Source organism: Methyloceanibacter superfactus, assembly GCF_001723305.1.
In the GTDB taxonomy this organism is placed as follows: Bacteria; Pseudomonadota; Alphaproteobacteria; order Rhizobiales; family Methyloligellaceae; genus Methyloceanibacter; species Methyloceanibacter superfactus.
Genome location: NZ_LPWF01000027.1, coordinates 39,965 through 57,529, shown reverse-complemented (window position 1 = coordinate 57,529; position 17,565 = coordinate 39,965). Strand labels below are relative to the sequence as shown.

The following is a 17,565-nucleotide window of genomic DNA, read 5'->3' as shown; positions in this document are numbered from 1 at the left end:
ACAGTGCGGAGCGCTAGAGCGTAGGACGCGCGGCGACCCTTTCCGCCAACCGCCCGCGTCATGCTCGATAAGAATTACCAACCGCAGAATTTCGAAGGCGACGTTTATCGCGCCTGGGAAGACGCGCGCGCTTTCGCCGCCGGCCGCGGCGACCGCGAGGGCGCGCGGCCCTTCACCATCGTCATCCCGCCGCCGAACGTCACCGGCTCGCTCCATATGGGGCACGCGCTCAACAACACCGCTGCAAGACGTGCTCAGTGCGCTTCGAGCGCATGCGTGGCCGCGACGTGCTGTGGCAGCCGGGCACCGATCATGCCGGCATCGCCACGCAAATGGTGGTCGAGCGGCAATTGATGGAGCGGCAGGAGCCGAACCGCAGGGCGCTCGGCCGCGAAAAATTCATCAAGCGCATCTGGCAGTGGAAGGAAGAGTCCGGCAACACCATCGTCGGACAGTTGAAGCGCCTCGGCGCGTCATGCGACTGGTCGCGCTGCGCTTCACCATGGACGAGGGTCTGTCGAAGGCCGTGCGCAAGGTCTTCGTCGAATTGCACCGCGCTGGGCTCATCTACAAGGACAAGCGCCTCGTCAATTGGGACCCGGAGCTCTTGACCGCCATCTCCGATCTCGAGGTGGAGCAGATCGAGACCAAGGGGCATCTGTGGCATCTGCGCTATCCGATCGAGGGCGTGACCTTCGATCCGGAAGATCCGTCGACCTTCATCGTCGTCGCCACCACGCGGCCCGAGACCATGCTCGGCGACACCGCCGTCGCCGTGCATCCCGAGGACGAGCGCTACACCCATCTCGTCGGCAAGAACGTGATCCTGCCGATCGTGGGCCGCCGCATCCCGATCGTCGCCGACGAATATTCCGATCCCGAGAAGGGCTCTGGCGCGGTGAAGATCACGCCCGCGCACGACTTCAACGATTTCGAGGTCGGCAAGCGCCACGGCCTGCCCATGATCAACGTGCTGAGCAAGGATGCCCGGCTGATCTTGCAGCCCAATCCCGAGTTCATCCAGGGTGTCGACCTGACGCCGCAACTCCAAGCGACGATTCTGGAATTCAACGGCGTGTTCCGCTTCGCCGCGCGCAAGATGATCGTCGATCGGCTGGAAGGCGAGGGGCTGCTCGAGAAGATCGAGGACCACGTTCATGCGGTGCCGCACGGCGATCGCTCGAACGCCGTCATCGAGCCTTATCTCACCGACCAGTGGTATGTGGACGCAGCGACGCTCGCCAAGCCCGCCATCGAGGCGGTGAAGCGCGGCCGCACCACCTTCGTGCCGCGCAACTGGGAGTCGACATATTTCCACTGGATGGAGAACATCCAGCCCTGGTGCATCTCTCGTCAGCTCTGGTGGGGCCATCAGATCCCCGCGTGGTACGGGCCGGACGAGCAGCTGTTCGTCGCCGAGGACGAGGCGGCGGCGAAGGCGGCGGCCAAGGCGCATTACGGCAAGGACGTGCCGCTCAAGCGCGACGAGGACGTGCTCGACACGTGGTTCTCCTCGGGCCTGTGGCCGTTCTCGACGCTGGGCTGGCCCGACAAGACGCCGGAAGTTGCGCGCTACTATCCGACCGACGTGCTGGTTACCGGCTTCGACATCATCTTCTTCTGGATCGCCCGCATGATGATGATGGGCCTCCACTTCATGGAGGAGGTGCCCTTCCGCACCGTCTACATCCACGCCCTGGTCCGTGACGAGAAGGGCCAGAAGATGTCGAAGTCGAAGGGGAACGTCATCGATCCCCTTGAGCTGATCGACACCTATGGCGCCGATGCGCTGCGCTTCACGCTTGCCGCCATGGCGGCCCAGGGGCGCGACATCAAGCTTTCGGGGAGCCGCGTCGAGGGCTATCGCAATTTCGCGACCAAGCTGTGGAACGCCTCGCGCTTCGCCGAGATGAACGACTGCGTGCCGCTGTCCGGTTTCGATCCGCCTCCGCGACGCTCACCGTCAACAAGTGGATCGCCGGCGAGGCCGAGCGCACGTCCGCCGCCGTCACCGAGGCGCTCGAAGCCTTCCGCTTCAACGAGGCCGCCGGTGCCATCTATCATTTCATCTGGCACATCTACTGCGACTGGTATCTGGAGCTCATCAAGCCGGTCCTCATGGGCGAGGACGAGACCGGCAAGGCCGAGACCCGCGCCATGGCCGCCTTCGTGCTCGATCACGCGCTCAAGCTGCTGCATCCCTTCATGCCCTTCGTCACCGAGGAGCTGTGGGCCAAGCGCATGCCGAAAGGCGAGCGGCGCGATAACCTGCTCATGCTGACGGAATGGCCGAGCCATCTCGGGGTGCAGAATGCCGACGCCGACGCCGAGATCGGCTGGCTCATCAAGTTCGTGACCGAGGTGCGCTCGGTGCGCGCGGAGATGAACGTGCCGGCCGGCGCCAAGGTGCCGCTGGTGATCGCCGGCGCGCCGACGGCGACCAAGGCGCGCGCCGCCGCCCATGACGAGACCCTGAAGCGCTTGGCGCGCATCGACACGCTGGACTTCGGCCAGACGCCGCCGGGTTCGGTGCAGATCGTTCTCGACGAGGCGACGCTCGCCATGCCGCTCGCCGGCGTCATCGATATCGGCGCTGAGTCCGAGCGCCTGAAGCGCGAGATCGACAAGATCGGATCCGAGATCGCGCAGATCGACGCGAAGCTCGCCAATGAGAAATTCGTCTCCCGCGCGCCCGAGCACGTGGTCGAGGAGCAGCGCGAGCGGAAGACGGACGCCGAAGCCACCGCCGTCAAGCTCGAGCAGGCCCTGAAGCGCCTCGAGGCGCTATAGCCGTCGGCCTGGCGCCGCCTGCCTTGGCCGGGCACGCCCTTATTTGCGGATCACGCCTTCGGCCACTTCCAGCTCTTTGATGCGGCGGGCGAAGACCAGCAGATAGGCGAAGATGAAGAAGTAGAGATAGGTCTCGATGGTCTCGGCCGGCCGCTGTAGCAGGTGCGGGATCGCGTTCACCTGCTGAAGCTTGTCGACGCTCTTGAAGAAGGCCACGCCGAGCGCGTCGGCACGAGCGCCGCCGCCGGCAGAAACAGCGAGAAGCGGTTGGCGCGTACCCACGGCCAGAAGACGGCAGCGAGCGGCACCAGCAAGCCGCCGACGAAGATGCCGAGCTCCAGGATCAGGCGCGGCGTCTTCTCGAAGATATCGAAGGTGTTGTGCAAATTCGTCTCGTCCTGCCGGTTCACCGCCGCCCAATATTCCGGGGTGTTCCAGTGGAAGAAATGCTGGCCCCAGCTCATCTCTCGCCGGCGATGTAGATGCAGGCCAGCGCGCCCACGAGCGCCACGGACCAGGTGAAGGAGCGCGCGCGCACGAAGGGCAGGAGCAGCAAGCCCCCGGCGATGAGGAGGCCCAGGAGCGGCAGGATGAAGTGAGACACTTCGAGAATGCCGTAGCCCTCCGGGATCACGATGCGCATGTACCAGGCAGGGTCGAGCTGGTAGCTGCCGATGGTGAAGAGCGCCACCAGCACGGGCACCCCGAGCCACCACCAGGCCTCGCTCCAGCCTGGGTCGCATGTAAACGGGCGGTAGGGTCCAGTCGGCCGCTTCGGGTCGGGCAGGGGGGTATCCGGCGGGGCCGAGGGGGACTTCAACATTCCAAGCCTCGAGAGTAGCTGACAGCTGTCTAGATGACGATTTTAAGACAATTATCAAGCGCGAGACGTGCCGCAACATTGGGCGCGAGGCAGAGAGTCTTGGGCATTCTAGCAGGGCGCGCCCAGAATCTTTGCAACTGTATCAAAATTACAACAGACTGAGGTATTTGCGCCTCGTTTGCGCCATAAAACTTTGGGACATCGGCGTCAGTTAGAGGATCATTGGCCACGGAAGACACTCGCAGTCGAAATGCGAGGGGGGGCGGGGCCAGGGAGCGACCCGGCTAGACGTTTTGAGCGGCGGCGGATGACCCGTCGGCTGATCGATGCGTCGCCGGAAGTGGTAGATGGACGCAAAGACGTTCGATAAGTCCCGCTTGCCGAGCAGGCATGTGACGGAGGGGCCATCCCGCGCCCCGCATCGCTCCTACTATTACGCGATGGGGCTGACGCGCGAGCAGATTCACCAGCCCTTCGTCGGCGTTGCCACCTGCTGGAACGAGGCGGCGCCGTGCAACATCGCGCTGATGCGCCAGGCCCAAGCCGTGAAGCAGGGCGTGGCCGCCGCCGCCGGCACGCCCCGCGAGTTCTGCACCATCACCGTCACCGACGGCATCGCCATGGGCCACCAGGGCATGAAGTCCTCGCTGCCGTCTCGCGAGGTCATCGCCGACAGCGTCGAGCTCACCATGCGCGGCCATTGCTACGACGCCCTGGTCGGGCTCGCCGGCTGCGACAAGTCGCTGCCCGGCATGATGATGGCCATGTGCCGGCTCAACGTTCCGTCGATCTTCATCTATGGCGGCTCGATCCTGCCGGGCTCGTTCCGCGGCAAGCCAGTCACCGTGCAAGACCTGTTCGAGGCGGTCGGCCAATATTCCGTCGGCAATATCTCCTCGGAGGATCTCGACGAGCTGGAGCATGTCGCTTGTCCGTCGGCCGGGGCTTGCGGCGCGCAATTCACCGCCAACACCATGGCCACGGTGTCCGAGGCCATTGGCCTGGCGTTGCCCTATTCCGCCGGCGCGCCCGCGCCCTACGAGATCAGGGACCAGTTCTGCATGACGGCCGGCGAGAAGGTCATGGACCTCATCGCCCTCAATATCCGGCCGCGCGACATCGTCACGAAGAAGGCGCTGGAGAACGCCGCCGCCGTGGTCGCCGCCTCGGGCGGCTCCACCAACGCGGCCTTGCATCTGCCGGCCATCGCCCATGAGTGCGGCATCGAGTTCGACCTGTTCGACGTCGCCGCGGTCATGAAAAAGACACCTTACATCGCGGATTTGAAACCTGGTGGCCGTTATGTCGCCAAGGATATGTTCGAGGCTGGTGGCGTGCCGCTTCTGATGAAAACCCTCCTCGACCACGGCTACCTGCACGGCGATTGCCTGACGGTCACCGGCCGCACCATCGCGGAAAATCTTTCCAAGGTGAAGTGGAACCCGGACCAGGATGTCGTGCGTTCTGCAGACGCGCCGCTATCGCCCACGGGGGGTGTGGTGGGTCTGCGGGGATCGCTCGCACCGGAGGGCGCCATCGTCAAAGTCGCCGGCATGAAGAACCTGAAATTCAGGGGCCCGGCCCGCTGTTTCGACAGTGAGGAGGCGGCCTTCGCTGCCGTGAGCACCAAGAAATATGCCGAAGGCGACGTCATCATCATCCGCTACGAGGGCCCCAAGGGCGGTCCCGGCATGCGCGAGATGCTGTCCACCACCGCGGCCCTCTACGGCCAGGGCATGGGTGACAAGGTTGCGCTCATCACCGATGGACGTTTCTCCGGCGCCACGCGCGGTTTCTGTGTCGGCCATGCGGGTCCAGAGGCGGCGGCCTGCGGTCCGATCGCGCTGGTGCGCGACGGCGACATGATCGTGCTCGATGCCGAGGAAGGCATCATCGATATCGAAGTCTCCGCCGAAGAGTTGGCGGCGCGCGCCAAGGACTGGCGGGCGCCCGAGAAGTCGGTGCGGAGCGGGTATTTGTGGAAATACGCCAACGAGGTGGGGCCGGCACGGACCGGCGCCGTGACCCATCCGGGCGGAGCTGCGGAAGCGTCGTGCTATGCCGATATTTAGCGCATCCACAGTGGGGAGCGCGCTGGCCGCGTTCATTATCCTGACGCCGGCCGGTGTCGTCGGCGCGGATGAGCCGCCGCCTTACGCCTCGGCCACGGAAGCCTATCGCCAGGGCGCCAGCGCCATGAAGTCGGGCGAGTTGGCTTCCGCCGTGCCCGCGCTCGAATATGCCGCCAAGCGCGGCGTGCTCGGCGCCCAGCTCAAGCTCGCGCGTCTCTACGCCTCGGGGCGCGACGTGCCCAAGGACGACGCCAAGCGTTCTACTACTTCCAGCATATCGCCGATCAATATGCGGAGATTCCGTCGTCGAGCCCGATCGCCAAATATGTCGGCGAGGCCTTCGTCGCCCTCGGCCAATATTATTCGAGCGGCATCCCCGCGATGACGCTGCGCCCCGATCCCAACTACGCCGTCGGGCTGTTCCGCCATGCGGGCGCGTATTTCGGCAATGCCGAGGCGCAGTACCAGCTCGGCCGGCTCTATCTTTCGGGCACGGGCGTTGAGAAGAATTCGACCATCGCCGCCAACTGGCTCTCCATGGCCGCGCGCAAGCAGCATGCCGGCGCGCAAGCCGTCCTCGGCGAGCTGCTGTGGCGCGGCGAGGGCGTGAGCCAAAGGCCGGCGAGGGGCCTTGCCTTGCTGACGCTCGCCAACGAGAACGCCAAGGCGAGCGGCCGCGAGCCGTGGATCGGGCAGCTCTATCAGGAAGCCTTCGCCCACGCCGATAACATGACCCGCAAGGATGCCGAGGCGCTGCTGCCGCAATTGGGCGGCGCCAGGCGGCCGACCGCGACCGCCGCCAAGATCACCCAGAAGGAAGATCGGGTCGCCGCCCCGCCCGCCCGCGCCGCGGCGAAGCCGGCGACTCCGTCGCTGTCCGTGTCCGAGCCGCAGCTCGGTCCGGTCGACGTCGTGCCGCCGGCCGCCATGGGCATGTCGGTGGCTTCGGCGCCTCGTCCGACGGCGTCGGCGGCTTCTAGCCTAAAGCGACAACTCAGCCACGATCGGCACGTGATCCGACGGCTTCTCCCAGCTCCTGGGCGTGGCGTCGATCTCGCACGCGATGAGCCTGTCGGCGGCTTGCGGCGACAACAGCAGATGGTCGATGCGCAGGCCGTGATTCTTCTGCCAGGCGCCGGCCTGGTAATCCCAGAAGGTGAAGCGGTGCGGCTCGTCGTGACAGGCCCGGAACGCGTCCGTCAGCCCGAGATTGAGCAGCGCCTGGAAATGCGCGCGCGTCTCGGGGCGGAACAGGGCGTCGTCCATCCACGCGCTTGGATTGTAGACGTCCTCCGGCGCGGGGATGACGTTGTAGTCGCCGGCGACGACCAATGGCTCCTCGAAGGCGAGAAGCGCCTTCACCCGCTCTTTGAGCCGGTTCATCCACGCGAGCTTGTAGGCGAATTTCTCCGGCGCGCCGTTGCCGTTGGGCAGGTAGATATTCACCACCCGCACTACCCCCGACGGAACCGACACGACCCCTTCGAGATACCGCGCCTGCACGTCCTCCGCGTCGCCGGCGAGACCCGGCGTCACCTCGTCGAAGGGCAGCTTCGATAGCAACGCCACGCCGTTGAAGCCCTTCTGGCCGTGGACGGCGACGTTGTAGCCGAGGTCCTCGAAGGCGTGCGTGGGGAAGGCCTCGTCCATGCATTTGATCTCTTGCAGGCAGGCAATGTCCGGCGACTCGGATTTGAGCCAGGTGGTCGCGGTGTCGATGCGGGCCTTGACGCCGTTGATGTTCCAGGTGGCGATCTTCATGGGGCGATCCAGTGACGTGGGCCTCAGCGATAATCCGAGTCCGGTGAGTACTGGATTCCCGGCGTCGCGGGAATGACAATGACGCGGGAGAGGACGTTAGATCGAGAAGCTGGTGCCGCAGCCGCACGAGGCGGTGGCGTTCGGGTTCGTGATCTTGAAATGGGCGCCGATCAACTCGTCCACGAAGTCGATCTCCGAGCCTTGCACGAAATCCGCCGACACCGGGTCGATGGCCACCGTCGCGCCGTCCCGCTTGATGAGGATATCGTCGGGCGCGGTGTCGCTCGTCAGCTCGAAATGATACTGGAAGCCGGAGCAGCCGCCGCCTTCGACGCTGACGCGGAACAGGCTCGCGGCGGCGTCCTCGGACACGAGTTCGTTGATGCGCTTCGCGGCGCGCTCGCTCAAGGTGATGGACGGTTCGCTCATGATGGGTATAGCTCCTATCGATAAGATTGGGACGAACAAGGGAGTTGTCAATCAGCCAAGGCCGCAACCGTGAGCGGGATTTGACGCAGTGGATGGCGGCGCCGCCGGACAGGCGAAATCTCGCGGCCTACGCCGTGGATGAGCGCACGAGCCGCGGGCGGCTCGATCCCCGAGGCGCCGAGCCCGACCCGCTCGCCTTACGCGCGCGACCGCGACCGCATTCTCCATTCCACCGCGTTCCGCCGCCTCAACTACAGACCCCAGGTCTTCGTCTATCACGAGGGCGATCACTTCCGCTCGCGGCTCACCCACAGCCTGGAGGTGGCACAGATCGCCCGGGCGCTCGCCCGCACCTTGCGCATCGACGAGGATCTGACCGAGGCCTTGGCGCTCGCCCACGATCTCGGCCATCCGCCCTTCGGTCATGCGGGCGAGCGCGCGCTCGATGCCGCCACGGCGAATGCGGGCGGATTCGACCACAATGCCCAATCCTTGCGCGTCGTCACCGAGCTCGAGAAGAAATACGCGAGCTTCGACGGCCTCAATCTCACCTGGGAGACGCTCGAGGGCCTAGTGAAGCATAACGGCCCGCTACGGGCTGGAGCCGAGCCCGTGCCCGAGCCCATCCTCGCCTATTGCGCCAAGCAGAATTTGGACCTCGCCAGCTTCGCCTCCCTCGAGGCGCAGGCCGCAGCCCTCGCCGACGACATCGCCTACAACAATCACGACATGGACGACGGCTATCGCGCCGACTGCTTCACCTTCGCCGAGCTCGCCGAGGTGCCGGTCGCCGGACGCCTGCTCGCCGAGGTCGATGCGGCTTATCCCGGCGTCGAGGGGCCGCGGCGTCTTTACGAGGTCAACCGCCGGCTCATCACCGCGATGGTCAACGACGCGCTCGCCGAGACGAGCGCGCGGCTTGCGGCGCTTCGACCGCAAAGCGCCGACGATGTGCGCCACGCCGGCCACGCCGTGGTCGCGTTCTCCGACGCCATGCAGGACGATCTCAACGCCTTGCGCGGCTTTCTTTTTACGCGCGTCTACCGCCATGAGCGGGTCATGCGCATCATGGGCGAGGCGGAGGACGTGATCGTGGAGCTGTTCGGCCGCTATGCGTCGGACCCGGGCGCGCTGCCGCCGGATTGGCGCGAGCAGGCGCCGGCGCACGGCACGCGCGAATACGCCCGTCATATCGCCGACTTCATCGCCGGGCAGACCGACCGCTACGCCCTTGCCGAGCATCGCCGCCTGTTTGACGCCACCCCGGATTTGCGATAGTCGCGCGCTCACGCATGATCCGGAAAAGGGGTCCCCGGTTTCCGATAAGATCATGCGCGAAACGGCATGATCCGGAAAAGTGGTCACCGGTTTTCCGATAAGATCATGCGCAGAAAAGTCTTCCCGGAGCATCCATGGACGTTTTCGTAGGGTTTCACGGTCACGTCTTGGCGGCCGTTCAGCAGCTCAAGCATGACGGCGTCGTGCCCGACGACGCGAGCGTCGAGGGTATCACCTTGAGCGCGCCCAAGGACCCGACCCACGGCGACCTCGCCACCAATGCCGCCATGGTGCTGGCCAAGCCCGCCGGCGTTCCGCCGCGCAAGCTCGCCGAGCGCATCGTGCCGATGCTCGCCTCCGATCCGGGCATCGACAAGGTCGAGATCGCCGGACCCGGCTTCATCAACTTGACACTCTCCCGTGCATTCTGGCCGAGCGTGCTGCGCATGGTGTTGGAGCAGGGTGATGCGTATGGGCGAAGCGCCATCGGCAAGGGCGAGGCCGTGAACGTCGAATACGTGTCGGCCAACCCGACCGGTCCGATGCATGTGGGCCATTGCCGCGGCGCCGTGTTCGGCGACGCGCTGGCCAATCTGCTCGCCTTCGCCGGCTATGACGTCACCCGCGAATATTACGTCAACGATGCGGGCGCGCAGGTCGACGTGCTCGCGCGCTCAGCGTTCTTGCGCTACCGCGAGGCGCTTGGGCAGGACATCGGCGACATCCCCGAAGGGCTCTATCCCGGTGACTATTTGAAGCCGGTCGGCGAGAGCCTCGCCAGCAATCACGGCCGCGACCTTCTGGACATGCCGGAGGCCGAGTGGCTGCCGCTCGTGCGCGCCACCGCGCTCAAGGCCATGCTCGCCATGATCGAGGACGATCTGGCGAGCCTCGGCATTCGCCACGACGTGTTCTTCTCCGAGCGCTCGCTGACCGACGGCGGCCATGACGAGGTCGCCGCGACCATCGCCGACCTTAAGACCAAGGGCCTGATCTACAAGGGAAGTCTGCCGCCGCCCAAGGGCAAGGTCGACGAGGAGTGGGAGGACCGCGAGCAGTTGCTGTTCCGCGCCACGGAATTCGGCGACGACCAGGACCGGCCGCTCATCAAATCCGACGGGTCATACACATATTTTGCTTCCGACATCGCGTATCACCGCGACAAGTTCAGACGCGGGTTTAAGTCCATGATCGACGTCTGGGGCGCCGATCATGCCGGCCACATCAAGCGCATGGGCGCGGCCCTCGCGGCGCTCACCGAAAACGAGGCCGATCTCGACGTTAAGATATGTCAGCTGGTCCGCTTGTTTCGCGCCGGTGAGCCTGTCAAAATGTCGAAGCGTGCCGGGACGTTCGTGACGTTGCGGGATGTCGTGGACGAGGTGGGCGCGGGCCCGGTTCGCTTCATGATGCTCTACCGGAAGAACGACGCGCCGCTCGATTTCGACTTCGCCAAGGTCACCGAGCAGTCGCGGGACAATCCGGTGTTCTATGTCCAGTACGCCCATGCCCGGGCGAGTTCGGTTCTGCGTAATGTGCGTGAGATGTTTGAGGACCTCGACGTCGGGGGGAGTGATTTGGCGCGTGCTGACCTGGATCGGCTGAACGACGATGCCGAGATCGCGTTGATCCGCCGCATCGCGCAATTCCCCCGCATTGTCGAGGGGGCAGCCCAAGCACATGAGCCTCATCGCCTCGGATTCTATCTTTACGATCTTGCCGGAGACTTTCATGGTCTTTGGAACAGAGGCAAAGACTTGCCACAATTACGTTTTATTTACGAAAGTGACCGAGAGTTAACCCGTGCTCGCATTGCGTTAGTGGCCGCCACTCAGCGGGTCTTGGCACTGGGTTTGGGGATCCTCGGGGTTCAAGCCGTGCACGAGTTGCATTAGCCGGCCAGGGCAGGGGTGGTTCGAGGGAAGTAACCATGTCCACGCGTACTAGCGGGCTCGGCGGGCAAGCCGGTCGATCCCCTGAATTTGAATCAGATTTTGCCGAGAGGCAGAACGCCCTGAATGCTCCGGGTAGCCAGTCCTGGGGTGTGAATGCGGCAAACACCCAGAAGAGTGAGGTACCTTACATGGTTCAAGGAGCGGATCGGCCCGGGCAACCAAATATCGGACAACGCTCGATTTTCGGAAACAGCGGTCCGGCTTTTACCCAGATGCCGACATACACGCCGGTCACGCGCGCCCCTGAGCCTCAGCAGCAAGCCCCCGAGCCAGCCTACGCCCCTTATCCCGCCAATCAGCCCGCGCCGCAGCCGGCCCCTCAGCAGCGCCCCGCGCAGCCCGCGCCCCAGAGCCATCAGCCTCAAACCCGTCAGCCAAAACAGGCGCCGGCTTATCAGCCGCAGCAGCCGCAGCAGCCCCAATATCAGCCGCAGGCCTATGGCGGTAATCAGCACTACCAGCCGCAAGCCCCCGCGCAGAGCTATCCGCAATCGGGCTACGGCAGCGGCGCTGGGACGCCGAGTCAGGAAATTCCGGATCTGAGCAACGCCGATCCGAATTTCCCGGACTCCATCTTCCCCGATTTCAGCAATGCCGGTGCGAGCTTCGATGAGGGCGCGAGCGACGATCAGGCTCTGCCGATGCGAGCTTCGGCGATCAGGGTGACGCAGGGTTCCCCGAGCCCGATTACCAGGCATCATCCGACTTCGGCTATGACGAGGCGCCGGGTCATGCCGCGTCCGACCCGCGTTTCGAGCCCGCCGGCGACGATACGCCGGATTTCCGTATGGCCACGCCGGCTCAGGACACGCGCCACGCGCCGCAGTCCTATCAGCCGCAAGCGCCGCAGCAGTCCTACGCGCCGCAAGGCACCAGCCCCAGCAGGGCGATCCGCGGCGTCAGTTGCAGGCATTCGATGCGGTGTACGATCAGCCGCCGCAGATTGCTCTCGGCGGCGCGCAGAAGCCGGCCCCGGTGCCCGCGCCAGAGCCGTTCTACGAGACCGACCGGTCCGATGCGGATTTCCTCGACGAGAGCCATGCCCTGCCGCCGGCAGCAGCCCGCTCGAAACTGGCGAGCCTCAAGGGGCGCAGCGCTTTCATGGTCGGCAGTGCGTTGCTCGGCGCCATCGCCTTGGGTGGCGCCATGGCTTACGCCTATAAGCAGAGCGGCGGCGGCATGGGCAGCGAGCAGCCGCCCATCGTTCAGGCCGACGCCCGCCCGGTCAAGGCCGCGCCAGACGATCCGGGCGGCAAGGAATTTCCAAATAAAAACAAGCTCATATACGATCGTTTGACGAATGGCGATGTGGCCGAAGGCGAACGCATCGTGCCGCGTCAGGAAGACGTCGCGGTGCCGGCTCTGCCGCCGGCGACCGACACGGCCGGTCTCCCGGCGCCTGTCGCCACCACCGATCTCGCCAATCCGGCGACCACGCAGGCCGTGGACACGGCCGAAGACGGCGGTCCCCGCAAGGTGAAGACGCTCGTCGTACGTCCTGACGGTTCGGTCGAGGCGCCGGCAGCAGCCGAGGTCGCCGAGGCGGCCGGTGCGGCCGCCACCGCCGCGGTCGATACCGCCACAAACGCTGCCAACGCCGCCACGGCCGCCGCGCAAGGCGCCGTGATGCCGGTACCCGCGCCGCAAGAAGCCCGGCAGCCCAGCGGCAGCTCCGGCACCCGCGGCCGCGCCGCAGGTCGCCGCCGCGCCGCAGGTCCGCCGCGTGCGCCGCGCCCGCGCCCGCCGCACCCACCAAATATGTCGTCCAGGTCGGGGCGCATAAGAGCCAGACCGACGCGCTGGCGAATTACGCCGATATCCAGCAGAAGAACTCGAGCCTGCTCGGCAAATATCCGCCGATGGTGCAGAAGGTCGCTGTCAGCGGCGGCACCATGTATCGCTTGCGCGTTGGCCCGATGGACAGCAAGTCGGAAGCCTACAAGCTCTGCGGCGATCTGAAGGCGTCAGGCACCGACTGTTTCGTCGCGACGCAATAGCCATCAGGACGCTTGACCGCAGGCGGCGTCAGGGCTAGCCCGGCGACGTGGATCGCAAAGCCTTCATCACGGGATGCGCCGGCACCGTCCTGACGGATGCTGAGCGCGAATTCTTCGCGGCCGAGCGTCCGTGCGGCCTGATCCTGTTCGCCCGCAATGTCGAAAGCCCCGACCAGATCCGCGCGCTCGTCGCCGACTTTAAGACGGCGGTCGGCAGCGACGCGCTTCTCATCCTCATCGACCAGGAAGGCGGGCGCGTGCAGCGCCTTCGCCCGCCCCATTGGCGGGCCATGCCGCCCCAACGCTGCTACGGCGATCTCTACGCGGCAGACCCCGAGGCGGCCAAGCGCGCCGCCTTTGCCGGCGCCAGGCTGATGGCCGCCGAGCTTCACGATCTCAATATCAATGTCGACTGCACGCCTTGCATCGACGTGCCACAAGAAGGTGCCCACGACATTATCGGCGATCGCGCCTTCTCGACGGACCCCGACGTGGTCGCCACGCTCGGCCGCGCGGTCATGGACGGCATGCTGGCGGGCGGCGTGCTGCCCGTCATCAAGCACGTGCCGGGACATGGCCGGGCGCAAGCCGATAGCCATAAATCGCTGCCGCGGATCGACGTCTCGCGGGAGGAGCTGGAGGCCGTCGATTTCCGCCCGTTTCATGCGTTACGCGACGCGCCGCTGGCCATGACCGCCCATGTTTTGCTGCCCCAATTCGATGAGCGGCGCCCCGCGACCGTCTCGCCCGTTATAATGGGACAAGTGATTCGTGAGGGGATGGGACTGACCGGCTTGGTGATGAGCGACGATATCGGCATGAAGGCCCTCGAGGGCTCGTTCGAGGAGCGCACGGCTGGCGTGTTCGAGGCTGGCTGCGATGTCGTGCTCCATTGTAGTGGCGCCCTGGACGAGATGATCGAGGTCGCCGGTGCGGTGCCGTTGCTCGCGGGCGAAGCTGCGAAGCGCTTCGCCGCCGCGCGGGCCTGCCTGCACGATCCCGAGCCTTTCGATCCCATGGAAGCCATGGCCTTGGTGAGCGAAGCCGCCGCAACGCGCGTGGCGAGCCTCGGCGCCGACCCGACGGTGCAAGCATGAACGACGGCGAGACCCCGATGACCGAAGGCGCGCAAGGCGAGCCCCAAGACGAGCCGCAAGGCGAGCCGCAGGCGCCGGCCGAGGCGGAAGCCCCGCGCGAGCAGAGCGCGGCGCCGACTGGGAGGACGACCGCCTCGAGATCGGGCCGGGCGACCGGCTCATCGTCGATGTGGAAGGCTTCGGCGGCCCGCTCGATCTGCTGCTGGCGCTGGCCCGCACCCAGAAGGTCGACCTCGCCAAGATCTCCGTGCTGGCGCTCGCCCAGCAATATCTCGACTTCATCGCCGAGGCGCGGGCCTTGCGCCTTGAGATCGCCGCCGATTATCTCGTCATGGCGGCGTGGCTCGCCTTCCTCAAGTCGAAGCTCCTGCTGCCGGCCGAGCCGTCCGAAGAGGGCGAGCCCTCGGGCGAGGAGCTTGCCGCACTGCTCGCTTTCCGGCTGAAGCGCCTGGACGCCATGCGCGACGCGGCCGCCCAGCTCATGACGCGCAAGCGGCTCGGCCGCGATGTGTTTCCGCGCGGCCTGCCCGAACCCATCCGGGTCACGAAGAACAGTCAATACGAGGCCAATGTCTACGATCTGCTCAAGGCCTATTCCCAGCAGCGTCAGCGCAACGTGTCGCGCACGCTGCACATGGAGAAGCGCACCGTCTGGTCGCTGAAAGAGGCGCGCGACGAGCTAGAGCGTCTGCTCGGCATCGCTTGCGACTGGGCGCCGCTCGATCAGCTGCTGGCCGAGTTCCTGGTGGAGCCGGAGCTTCGCCGCACGGCGCTCGCGCGAGTTTTACCGCGACCCTGGAGATGACCCGGGAGGGCGCGCTCGAAATTCGTCAGTCGAAGTCGTTTGCGCCGCTGCTGGTCCGCCGTCGCGGACAGGCCGCGTGAGTTGCGTGGACGTGAGCCAGGCCGCGCGGTCCGGCTCGTGCGTACCGGACGCCACAGCGCTGAGAGGCTCATCATGCCGAGACCCAAAATTTCGCCATCGAAACTTGATCGGGATATGCCGGAAGAGACGCGGGCCCCTGAGAGGCAAGGGAAAACCAAGCGGCCTTGACCGCGCTGTTGTCCGATATATCGAAGCTGTCGGAGGCGGGCGGCGAGGCGAAAGGCGGGTCCACCTTGCTCAAGCTCGATCGGGCCATGCGGGCGGCGGCGGCGGAGCACACAAAGACAAAAACTTCCAAGGCGGGGTCGCAAATGACGGGTAATCAAGTGGAGAGAGTAGTCGAGATGGCGGCAGACGAGGACAAGCAGGGCGCCGCGCCCAGCGCCGGTGCTCCCGCTGCCGTCCAATGTGATGGCGCTGCCCTCGGCGGACCGGCGGGAGAAGCTGCGCATCGTCGAGGCGCTCCTGTTCGCCGCGCCGGAGCCTCTGGACGAGGCGGAGCTCGCCCGGCATTTCGGCCAGGGCGAGGACGTGAAGGCGCTGCTCGAGGAGCTGCAAGGCCTCTATGGCGGGCGCGGCGTCAATCTCGTGCGTGTCGCCGGCAAATGGGCGTTCCGCACCGCCGACGACCTGTCCTTCCTGCTCGAGCGCCAGGCCGTGGAGCAGCGCCGCCTGTCGCGCGCCGCCCTGGAGACGCTGGCCATCATCGCCTATCACCAGCCCGTCACCCGCGCCGAGATCGAGGAGATCCGGGGCGTGTCCACCTCCAAGGGCACCATCGACGTGCTGCTCGAGACCGGCTGGATCAAGCTCAGAGGCCGCCGCCGCGCCCCGGGCCGCCCGGTGACCTATGGTACCACGACCGCCTTCCTGGAGCATTTCGGCTTCGAGGCGATCCAGGACCTGCCCGGCCTGTCCGAGCTCAAGGGCGCCGGTCTGCTGGATTCCAATCTGCCCCCCGGCTTCTCCATGCCGAACCCGGATGACGCGCCCGATCTGCGCGAGGACGAGGAGCCGCTCGAGGACGAGCCGTTGGGCGCGGGCGAGGACGAGGACGACGACGACGCGCCGGACGCGGAGCAGCCCGAGGCGTAAGGCCTCAAGTCCCCCGAGGCGCAAGGTTTCGAGGCGCCCGCGACGCCACGAAAGTTGCACGAAGGCCCGGCAGTCGCGTAGACAGCCCCATGCTTGACTTCCTGAAGGCGCGGACGCGGCCCCCAACCGAGACCCCCGGTCACGGCGGCAACAGGAGCGGCGGCAAGACCAGCGTGCCCGCCCGCCACGGCAAGGCGGCGGTCACCTTCGCCGCGCATCTCCGTTTCGACGACGTATCGCGCCGCTATGGCGAGACGCTCGCGCTCAACCGCGTCAGCCTCGACGTGCCGCCCGGCAAGGTGTTGTGCCTTCTCGGTCCCTCGGGCTGCGGCAAGACCACTCTGCTCAGGATCGCCGCCGGCGCGAGCGGCCGAGCGCCGGCCGCGTGCTCATCGACGATCAGGAGGTCGCCGGTCCCCAATCGCTTCGTGCCGCCGGAGAAGCGCGGCGTGGGCCTCATGTTCCAGGACTTCGCGCTCTTTCCCCATCTGACGATCCTCGACAACGTGGCCTTCGGCTTGCGATCCCCTGACCAAGGCGCAAGCCGCGCCGAGGCGCATGCGGCGCTGGAGCGTGTCGGCCTCGGCCAATATGCCGGCGACTATCCGCATATTCTGTCCGGCGGCGAGCAGCAGCGTGTGGCGCTCGCCCGCGCCATCGCCCCGCGGCCCGGCGTGCTGCTGATGGACGAGCCGTTCTCCGGTCTCGATCCGCGTCTCAGGGAGACCATGCGCGAGGACACGCTCGCCATCCTTCACGAGACCCGTGCCACCTGCATCGTCGTCACCCACGACGCCGAGGAGGCCATGCGCATGGGCGACAGCGTGGCGCTCTTGCGCAAAGGTCACGTGGTGCAGACGGGAACGGCACCGGAGCTCTACCGCGCGCCCACGGATATTTTCGCCGCGCGCACCTTCTCCGATCTTAACGAGGTGACGACGCGGATCGAACAGGGCCGCGCCCCGACGCCGCTCGGCACGTTCGATGCCAAAGGGTTCGCCGACGGCACCGAGGTCATCGTCTGCATGCGCCAGGGCGGCATGCGGCTCTTGGGCCAAGGGGAGGGCGCTCCCGGCCGTGTCCTCGACACGCGCTTTCTCGGCGATGTCGGCCTGGTCGAGGTCGCCGTGCAAGGGTTCGACGCGCCGATCCTGGCCCGGGTGCGGGAAGCCGACGTGCCGGCGCGGGGGACCGAGGTCGGCATCAGCGTCGACGCCGGCGCGGTCCTGATCTTTCCGGCCGAGAACGGCGAGGCTCTGCCGTCATCCTAGTATGTCTTTGGGGGTAGGGGGCCCGCTTGCGAGCGGTACGCCTTTGCTGCCATAGTGCCGCCGAACAATGACACGCGCCGGGCCGCGAAGCCCCTCGCGTTGGAGGCTGTC

At 66.2% G+C, this 17,565-nt stretch carries 13 protein-coding genes and 4 pseudogenes; 11 read left to right on the top strand and 6 right to left on the bottom strand.

Annotation, left to right across the window (positions count from 1 at the left end; translation table 11 throughout):
• Positions 1-60: 60 nt before the first annotated feature.
• A pseudogene (locus tag AUC69_RS10030) lies at positions 61-2,790 on the top strand (valine--tRNA ligase).
• A 39-nt stretch (positions 2,791-2,829) separates the two neighbouring features.
• On the opposite strand, the gene AUC69_RS17455 reads toward AUC69_RS10030, so the two are convergent.
• Genes AUC69_RS17455 through AUC69_RS10020 form a run of 3 tightly spaced genes read right to left on the bottom strand, consistent with a single transcriptional unit; the run spans position 2,830 to position 3,613 of the window.
• Positions 2,830-2,970, bottom strand: coding sequence for a hypothetical protein (locus AUC69_RS17455; protein ID WP_158008075.1), 141 nt, complete (start codon positions 2,968-2,970; stop codon positions 2,830-2,832).
• Positions 2,967-3,254: a hypothetical protein gene (locus AUC69_RS10025; protein WP_069442043.1), complete on the bottom strand. Its 288-nt coding sequence runs from the start codon at positions 3,252-3,254 to the stop codon at positions 2,967-2,969. Before AUC69_RS10025 ends, AUC69_RS17455 begins: the two co-directional genes overlap by 4 nt.
• Positions 3,251-3,613, bottom strand: a complete 363-nt coding sequence (locus tag AUC69_RS10020) for a hypothetical protein (RefSeq protein WP_141700729.1) — start codon at positions 3,611-3,613, stop codon at positions 3,251-3,253. Before AUC69_RS10020 ends, AUC69_RS10025 begins: the two co-directional genes overlap by 4 nt.
• A 347-nt stretch (positions 3,614-3,960) precedes the next feature.
• Between AUC69_RS10020 and ilvD the strand changes: the two genes are divergently transcribed.
• From ilvD to AUC69_RS19740, 3 genes and pseudogenes are all read left to right on the top strand, one after another.
• The gene (gene ilvD / locus AUC69_RS10015) at positions 3,961-5,685 is read left to right on the top strand and encodes a dihydroxy-acid dehydratase (RefSeq protein WP_069442041.1); all 1,725 of its coding nucleotides are present in this window, start codon (positions 3,961-3,963) and stop codon (positions 5,683-5,685) included.
• A gap of 10 nt (positions 5,686-5,695) precedes the next feature.
• Complete coding sequence (locus AUC69_RS10010) at positions 5,696-6,070, top strand: SEL1-like repeat protein (protein ID WP_069442040.1); 375 nt, start codon at positions 5,696-5,698, stop codon at positions 6,068-6,070.
• Positions 6,067-6,231, top strand: a pseudogene (locus AUC69_RS19740) (tetratricopeptide repeat protein); the annotation flags it as partial. The gene AUC69_RS10010 and the pseudogene AUC69_RS19740, both read left to right, overlap by 4 nt.
• Positions 6,232-6,386: 155 nt before the next feature.
• Here the strand turns inward: AUC69_RS19740 and AUC69_RS10005 are convergent.
• The 3 genes from AUC69_RS10005 to erpA all read right to left on the bottom strand — a co-directional run bounded on the left by AUC69_RS10005 (position 6,387) and on the right by erpA (position 7,875).
• Positions 6,387-6,620, bottom strand: coding sequence for a hypothetical protein (locus tag AUC69_RS10005; RefSeq protein WP_069442039.1), 234 nt, complete (start codon positions 6,618-6,620; stop codon positions 6,387-6,389).
• A 46-nt stretch (positions 6,621-6,666) separates the two neighbouring features.
• On the bottom strand, positions 6,667-7,446 hold the full coding sequence (gene xth, locus AUC69_RS10000; RefSeq protein WP_069442038.1) for an exodeoxyribonuclease III: 780 nt from the start codon (positions 7,444-7,446) through the stop codon (positions 6,667-6,669).
• A 96-nt stretch (positions 7,447-7,542) separates the two neighbouring features.
• Positions 7,543-7,875, bottom strand: coding sequence for an iron-sulfur cluster insertion protein ErpA (gene erpA, locus AUC69_RS09995; protein ID WP_069442037.1), 333 nt, complete (start codon positions 7,873-7,875; stop codon positions 7,543-7,545).
• Positions 7,876-7,967: 92 nt separating this feature from the next.
• On the opposite strand from erpA, the pseudogene AUC69_RS09990 reads away from it, so the two are divergent.
• The 7 genes and pseudogenes from AUC69_RS09990 to AUC69_RS09950 all read left to right on the top strand — a co-directional run bounded on the left by AUC69_RS09990 (position 7,968) and on the right by AUC69_RS09950 (position 17,454).
• Positions 7,968-9,153: pseudogene (locus tag AUC69_RS09990) on the top strand (deoxyguanosinetriphosphate triphosphohydrolase).
• 134 nt (positions 9,154-9,287) lie between these two features.
• Positions 9,288-11,048 (top strand): arginine--tRNA ligase, encoded by a 1,761-nt coding sequence (gene argS / locus AUC69_RS09985; RefSeq protein WP_069442036.1) that lies wholly within the window; start codon positions 9,288-9,290, stop codon positions 11,046-11,048.
• A 1,859-nt stretch (positions 11,049-12,907) separates the two neighbouring features.
• Positions 12,908-13,105 carry an SPOR domain-containing protein gene (locus tag AUC69_RS19735; protein ID WP_425283528.1) on the top strand — a complete coding sequence of 66 codons (198 nt, stop codon included), beginning with the start codon at positions 12,908-12,910 and terminating at the stop codon, positions 13,103-13,105.
• 47 nt (positions 13,106-13,152) lie between these two features.
• Positions 13,153-14,202, top strand: a complete 1,050-nt coding sequence (gene nagZ / locus AUC69_RS09970) for a beta-N-acetylhexosaminidase (RefSeq protein ID WP_069442033.1) — start codon at positions 13,153-13,155, stop codon at positions 14,200-14,202.
• Positions 14,203-14,341: 139 nt separating this feature from the next.
• Positions 14,342-15,087 (top strand): annotated as a pseudogene (locus AUC69_RS09965) (segregation and condensation protein A).
• A 412-nt stretch (positions 15,088-15,499) separates the two neighbouring features.
• Positions 15,500-16,183 carry an SMC-Scp complex subunit ScpB gene (scpB, locus tag AUC69_RS09955; protein ID WP_069442031.1) on the top strand — a complete coding sequence of 228 codons (684 nt, stop codon included), beginning with the start codon at positions 15,500-15,502 and terminating at the stop codon, positions 16,181-16,183.
• An 89-nt stretch (positions 16,184-16,272) separates the two neighbouring features.
• Positions 16,273-17,454, top strand: coding sequence for an ABC transporter ATP-binding protein (locus AUC69_RS09950; RefSeq protein WP_244500199.1), 1,182 nt, complete (start codon positions 16,273-16,275; stop codon positions 17,452-17,454).
• Positions 17,455-17,565 lie beyond the last annotated feature (111 nt).